The organism is Spiroplasma sp. ChiS (assembly GCF_002968355.1).
GTDB classification, from domain to species: domain Bacteria; phylum Bacillota_I; class Bacilli_A; order Mycoplasmatales; family Mycoplasmataceae; genus Spiroplasma; species Spiroplasma citri.
In genome coordinates this window covers 1-2,446 of sequence record NZ_PUUH01000044.1, presented here as the reverse complement: position 1 = coordinate 2,446, position 2,446 = coordinate 1, and the positions used below count along the sequence as shown (strand labels likewise).

At 24.1% G+C, this 2,446-nt stretch carries 4 protein-coding genes; all 4 read right to left on the bottom strand.

The window, feature by feature from the left end:
* Window positions 1-59: 59 nt before the first annotated feature.
* On the bottom strand, window positions 60-458 hold the full coding sequence (locus C6B38_RS02190; RefSeq protein WP_105298480.1) for a hypothetical protein: 399 nt from the start codon (window positions 456-458) through the stop codon (window positions 60-62).
* A 3-nt stretch (window positions 459-461) separates the two neighbouring features.
* Complete coding sequence (locus tag C6B38_RS02185; RefSeq protein ID WP_105298479.1) at window positions 462-1,856, bottom strand: hypothetical protein; 1,395 nt, start codon at window positions 1,854-1,856, stop codon at window positions 462-464.
* Entirely contained in the window at window positions 1,849-2,127 is a 279-nt protein-coding gene (locus C6B38_RS02180) for a hypothetical protein (protein WP_105298478.1), read from the bottom strand. The genes C6B38_RS02185 and C6B38_RS02180 overlap by 8 nt, the downstream gene beginning before the upstream one ends.
* A partial coding sequence (locus C6B38_RS09640) for a hypothetical protein (protein ID WP_162475807.1) occupies window positions 2,127-2,446 on the bottom strand: 320 nt, incomplete at its 5' end. The genes C6B38_RS02180 and C6B38_RS09640, both read right to left, overlap by 1 nt.

The following is a 2,446-nucleotide window of genomic DNA, read 5'->3' as shown; positions in this document are numbered from 1 at the left end:
TTTTTTGTATTTAAACTAATTTTTAGTTTGTTTAATTTTATATTTTTTATTTATTTATTTTATGATATTTTTTTATTATAAATAAATATTTTTATTATTTTTATTATTTTCTTGTAATCTTTAAAATGTGTGTGGTATACTACATGATTTTTAAAATCATCTATCGTTAAGATATTAATTTCTTCACCTTTATATTTTTGWACTATTTTTAAACTRCYTTGTCATTGAGCAATAGTACTTTCCATATTATCAAATATGCGKGTATAACTMCCATAATCACTAGGTTTAGCATTATTAGGTTTTCAACCRGTTTCAGTATCAGGTATATATGAACTATAAACATTAAAAGGAAATACCATTCAATGTCGATTATTTCGGATGTCTTCTCTTATATCCATTAAAGTATCATGGGCTTGTGCTCTTAATTCATTCATAGCACCTGGGCTAATTCTACTCATTTATTAATCCTCCTTTATTTCTGTTCTACCTTGGATAGCATTTTGATTATTACCAGTTTCATCATATTCTAGTAATTTATTATTATGTTCGATTTCTTTGGCTTGCATTTTATCTTGTCATTCTTCTATTTTTTCTAAATATTTTGTTGCTTCTAATTCATCAATATTTTCATATTGAGTGATTGCTTTTATTGGTTCCATTGTTCCATTTTGTAATCTARCAGTAATTAATTCATTTTGTCGCATTTGGTCTACTAAACTAGCACTAACAAAATCAAAACCATAAGGTCGTTCACCAACACCATTTCATAAACCATAATATTTTAAAACAGTATCAAACATTTTAGTATAATATTGCTTACGATATGCTTGTAAATATGCTTGTTTTTCTAAATCTTTTGTTTTAGTTAATAATGATTGTGTTTTATTTTGGTCATTATCTGATTTATCAMCAAATGGACTAGAAAAATGACATGCTAAGTATACTTGTTCAATAATTGATTTTTGGTCTTGTGTATATGTTTCTAATGTTGGTGTACCTTGTACTACTTGTAAAGATTGAGATAATTGACCATCTACTGTTGATGAACTTGATTGAACAAAAATATCATCAAATACATCTTGTAGTACTTTTTTATTACCTTTGTTATAAGCAGTCATTAAATCATCACTTAGTATTCCATATCAATGAGTACGGTTTGCATATCTTTCTTTTGATTTAATATTAAAACTATCTTCTAAATCAAATTGTAATTTATAACAATTTGCCATTGTAGGTCATGGGTTTAATGTAGTTGATGTAGACAAAAATAATGGATTAGGTTCATTAATCATTTCTCAAAAAGGTACAACACCTAATTTATTTTTAAATTCTTGTACTAAAATAGGTTTAACATCATCTTTAATTTGTGTTTTACTTTGTCCAACAATTACTTCATTATTTTTTGGTCAACCTTTAATAACTATTTTATGTTTGGTACAAATTAAATTTAAAATAAAACCACTATCTGATTRATGATAATTTAATCAAATATCAGCACCTTGTTCAATTTCATTTATTTTACTTACTCTTGAAGTAAAGTTAAATGRATTAATTCATAAATCAATATTACCATCTGATGTTTCTAATAAACCAAAAATAGTTTTACCCATTAAACTTGCTGTTAATTCATTTTTGTCTAATTTTTCTTTTATTTTATAAGTTTCATATCATCAATTTAGTTTTTCTAATATTTTTTTATCGTGTGATGTAAATAAAATATCTTTACCATTTACTAATCGCATTTGATGACGAGCAATAATATTTGCTAAATTAATTGTTCAATCATAATTATAATATTTTAAAACACTATTAATATCATTTAAGTTTGGTAAAGATGGATATGTATTATTATTCATTGTTATTTTGCTCCTTTAATTTTAAAATAAGTGCATAATTAATTATATTTACTGTTAATAAACTAGGTTCATTTGATAAAACTTTTACACATACTTTAACTTTTTGATATTTTTTAATATACTCGTTATATAAATTTAATTTACATATTGCGATATTATCTTTTTTTAATTCTTGACAAAGTCTTTTTTTAACTTTTYCACAAACAGACATATAAGGTCTTTTTGCATTTATTACACGCTCATCATGTATTACATATATATCTTTTTTCATTAATTTATTCACTCCCTTTGTTGTCATAATTTATAATCTGCTGAACTATTATGTTTAACCATTGGTATTAATTCAAARTGTAAGGCATAGAAATCACTATCAAATGTATCATCATATAAGTCTAACATTTGTTCTTCTCTGGCATCTGGTTTATCTTCTCATTGAATTAATTCATATTGGGTTTTACTTACAGGACATTTTTCTCATAATCATTTTAATTGATTAGTATTTATTAACATTGTAAATGCTTCAATACGATGCTTTATTTTAAATTTTTGCTTTTGTGCTGGTTTAAAATGCATGTATTGACCAAAAGTAT